Here is a 3,715-nt window from a genome sequence, read left to right on the forward strand (position 1 = left end):
CCATGTCACGCGTTCGCTGGCGCGCAGTTTCAGGAGCAGGTCGAGTTTTTCGGCAAACAGCTCGTCGTAATCGTTGAGGTCATATCCGAACAGCGGAAAGGATTCGATGAAGGAGCCACGTCCGGCCATGATTTCGGCGCGGCCGGAGGAGATCAGGTCGAGCGTCGCGTATTCCTGGAACACACGGACCGGATCATCGGAGCTCAGCACCGTTACTGCGCTGGTCAGCCTGATGTTCTTCGTCCGCGATGCGCCAGCCGCCAATGCAATAGCCGGGGTGGAGATGACGAAATCAGGCCGGTGGTGCTCGCCGATGCCGAACACGTCGAGCCCGACCTCATCGGCGAGCACCATCTCCTCGATGAGGTTCTGCATGCGCTGGTGCGCGCTGATGGCGACGCCCGTCGTAGGATCGGGGCTCATGCCTGCAAATGTATAGATGCCGAGTTCCATGGTCATACCTTGCGTTAAACTTTGCTGCATAGTTAAGCGCAGGATGACGCCATGGGAAGAACGCACATTGCGGTTGCCAAGGCACTAAAAGGAAACCGGGTGGTTTGTGTTCTAGGAAGCGGGTTGCCGCCCTTACCCTCCCCCTTGTGGGGAGGGCAGGAGCGAAGCGACGGGAGGGGTCTTTCTAGTTATGCGGAATGGGCAGCGCCAGGGTGTTTGAAATGCCCCTCCCTGCTGCTGCGCAGCCTCCCTCCCCACAAGGGGGCGGGTAAGAGGAGCTCACCTCAATAACCCACGGTAAAACGCTCCCTGCTGTGCTTCGGCTTTTCTGCCTCATCCATGATCGCCACTGCCAGATCGCTGGCGCTGATCGCGCTGTTGCCTTCGGCGTCGAACACTGGGTGATCCTTGCCGAGCCGGTATTTGCCGGTGCGCGGGCCGGGTGCCAGATGGAACGGCGGCGATACGAAACTCCAGTCGAGCGCCGTCTCGCCGCGCAGGTCATTCAATGCCTGGCGTGCACCCAATGCGCCTTCCTTGTATTCGGCTGGAAAACCATCGCCGTCGACAAATTGCGTGCCATCGGGCGCATAAAGGCTTCCGGCGCCACCGATGACGATCAGCCGAGTGATCCCCGCCTGCTTCGTTGCCGCGGTGATCGATTTGCTGGCCGCAATATGGACTGCCTTGATATCCGGATTGGTCCAGCCGGGATTATAGGCGGAGATGACGATGTCATGGCCCTTGAGTTTGGCTGCGAGGTCGGTGGTTTTGGTTGCATCGGCTTCGACGGCGGTGACACCCTTCAGCTTTTCCACCTTGTCCGGGCTACGCACCAGCGCGGTCACGCTGTCGCCGCGCGCAACGGCTTCCTTCAAAATTTCGCTGCCAACAAAGCCGGTAGCGCCGATCAACGCAATTTTCATGACATGCTCCTCCGATGCAGGTACGCATCGTTTTCAGGTTACCAATAATAACTATGTATGCTAGAAGCAGGACCGGGAGAAGTACGCACTTTTTCCGTTTCAGGGCACATGGAAGTAACTGCCTGAAGCAATTCCAGGAAAAGTGGGAACCGGTTTTTTACCAATCGGAATTGCGTAGAGCCGAAGAACACAAAAAGAGGCCGATATGAGTATTCATGCGAAGACCGAGGGCAAGACACCACTGCTTGAATCGATGCCGGCCATGCAATCGGATGGCGCGGGTGGCTGCCCGATGCGCGAGGTGCTGGATATTGTCGGCGACTCCTGGAGCCTCTTGACGCTGATCAACCTGCAGGCCGGACCGCGCAGGTTCAACGTGCTCCGCCGCATGATAGAAGGGATTTCGCAGCGCATGCTTACCGTGACGTTGCGCTCGCTCGAGCGCGATGGTCTTGTCAGCCGTACTGTCAAGCCCACATCGCCGCCGGAAGTGACCTACGCCCTGACCGATATCGGCCATTCGATTGCCGTGCCGGTGGGGGCGCTCGGCGAGTGGGCTGCTGCCAATCGCGATCACCTACGCGCTGCGCGCAAGGCGTTCGATGAGGCACGCGCGGATTAGTCGGCAACGTCGATGCCGATTATCTCCCCCCTTGTGGGGGAGAAAGGATTTTCTTGAGTTTAGCCCTTGCTAAACTCCTAGAAAATCCAAGAGAGGGGATTTGAGATCAAACTACCCTATCCCCTCTCTGGCGATTTCTAGCACTTAGCAAGTGCTAGATGCTGAAATCGCTTTCTCTCCCACAAAGGGGAGAGATAATCTGCATGAACGTTTGAGATAGCTGGAACCCCCATCCACCGTTTGCGTTTCTTTACCTGTGCAACATTTTCTCAGGGAGAATGACAATGCCTGCAAAATCCCAGGCCCAGCAAAAGGCGGCTGGTGCGGCGCTTTCTGCCAAGCGCGGCCAGACCAAGAAGAGCGAGCTCAAAGGCGCGTCCAAGGGGATGTATGAATCGATGAGCGAAAAGCAGCTGGAGGAATTCGCAGAAACCGATCGCAAGAACCTTCCAAAGAAGAAGTCAACAAAACACTGATCGGAATTTAAATTCGAGGCGCCGCTGCTACTGGCAGATGCGCGCCTCACATTTTCTTCCATGACAGCCAAGATCGAGATGCAGGTTGCCCTGATGGGCAGCATCGCCATCCGGGCCGATCACCGTCATGAAGCGGTCGCAACTCGCCTTATGCAGCGCCCGCCAGAATGTCTGTTCCTCCGGCTTACCCCTCCAGCCTGAACCAAGTTCCGTCGTCTTGCCGTTCTTGAACTTGAAGGACACGATATCGACAGCGTTGGCGAAGGCGTGCTCCGAGACGCGGCCTTTGTGCCCGTTATTGACCTTGCGGCACTGATAGTCGGAACCGGTGGTGATGCTCTCGATCTCTGCACCAAAATTTGCCTGTGCATCTTTTTGTACCTCGACTACCCACGTCGCCAGCGATCCTGCCATCGCGCAATTCGTGGTGATCGGCGCCGCCAGTTTCACCGGGTTATCCTTGCCAATGGCCGTGATCTTCAATGGCGAACGCTCGCCGCACATACCCTCGGACAAGGGCGCAATGAGTTCGCCCTTGACCTCGCCATTCATGAGGGCAGGGCAGGCATTCTGATAGACCCGATCGGGCGAGATCGAAGGATCGGCCTTCTCGACACTTTCCTCATGATCGGGCTTGTCGCCTGCATCCTGCTTGGGCAGYGGGTTCGGGCCAAGTTGTTCGGCCGGTTTTGGCGGCTCCTTTGGCTTCTCGGTCGGTTTGGTATCCGGGGCTGGCTTCTGCTCGGGAACGGGCGTCGTTTGCGGATCCGCTTTCTGTATTTCGTCGGCAGGCTTTTCCTCAGGCTTTGGCGCTTCCGGCGCGGCTGCATCCCGTGGATTGTCCTGCGGCAATGGTGGAACGACCGGCAAGGGAACCGCGGGCGCCGCCGGCGGACGAACAACCTTTGCCCGGTGTCCGCGTCTGTGCCGCGCGTCCGCATTGTCGGTGGAGCTGATAAGGACGGTGCTTGCTATAATGGCTGTGAGGGATAGAAGGACGAATGTCGAGCAACGCGATTGCCGCGAGAATAGGGTCATTACCGGCTCTACTCCTGTTGAGCGTCCAACCCTAACGTCTGAAATGTGGCATCGGTTTCAAATTATATGATCCGCTGAAACATGCGGGTCTAGAAAAAACGCTATTTGCAGGCCGTCAGAGCGTGAATACGAACAGGCCCTGGCTTGACATCATGAAACCTTCACACTAGAAGCCACCCCAGCGCAGGGCTTGAACGAGC

The 3,715-nt window shown here is 57.6% G+C and carries 5 protein-coding genes; 2 read left to right on the forward strand and 3 right to left on the reverse strand.

The genetic code is table 11. From position 1 onward, the window contains the following. Together ACXJ5O_RS21350 and ACXJ5O_RS21355 are read right to left on the reverse strand one after the other, a co-directional pair. The coding region (locus ACXJ5O_RS21350; protein ID WP_457301643.1) for an LLM class flavin-dependent oxidoreductase at positions 1-453 on the reverse strand (453 nt) is incomplete at its 3' end. 284 nt (positions 454-737) lie between these two features. Further along, positions 738-1,379: an NAD(P)-dependent oxidoreductase gene (locus ACXJ5O_RS21355; protein WP_457301644.1), complete on the reverse strand. Its 642-nt coding sequence runs from the start codon at positions 1,377-1,379 to the stop codon at positions 738-740. A gap of 205 nt (positions 1,380-1,584) precedes the next feature. On the opposite strand from ACXJ5O_RS21355, the gene ACXJ5O_RS21360 reads away from it, so the two are divergent. Both ACXJ5O_RS21360 and ACXJ5O_RS21365 read left to right on the forward strand, forming a co-directional pair. After that, positions 1,585-2,001 (forward strand): winged helix-turn-helix transcriptional regulator, encoded by a 417-nt coding sequence (locus ACXJ5O_RS21360; RefSeq protein ID WP_457301645.1) that lies wholly within the window; start codon positions 1,585-1,587, stop codon positions 1,999-2,001. Between the two features lie 284 nt (positions 2,002-2,285). Continuing rightward, the gene (locus ACXJ5O_RS21365) at positions 2,286-2,477 is read left to right on the forward strand and encodes a DUF3008 family protein (protein ID WP_112528379.1); all 192 of its coding nucleotides are present in this window, start codon (positions 2,286-2,288) and stop codon (positions 2,475-2,477) included. Between the two features lie 27 nt (positions 2,478-2,504). On the opposite strand, the gene ACXJ5O_RS21370 is transcribed toward ACXJ5O_RS21365, so the two are convergent. Continuing rightward, on the reverse strand, positions 2,505-3,515 hold the full coding sequence (locus ACXJ5O_RS21370; protein ID WP_457301646.1) for an extensin family protein: 1,011 nt from the start codon (positions 3,513-3,515) through the stop codon (positions 2,505-2,507). Between the last annotated feature and the right edge of the window lie 200 nt (positions 3,516-3,715).

This window comes from Phyllobacterium sp. P5_D12, assembly GCF_054049495.1.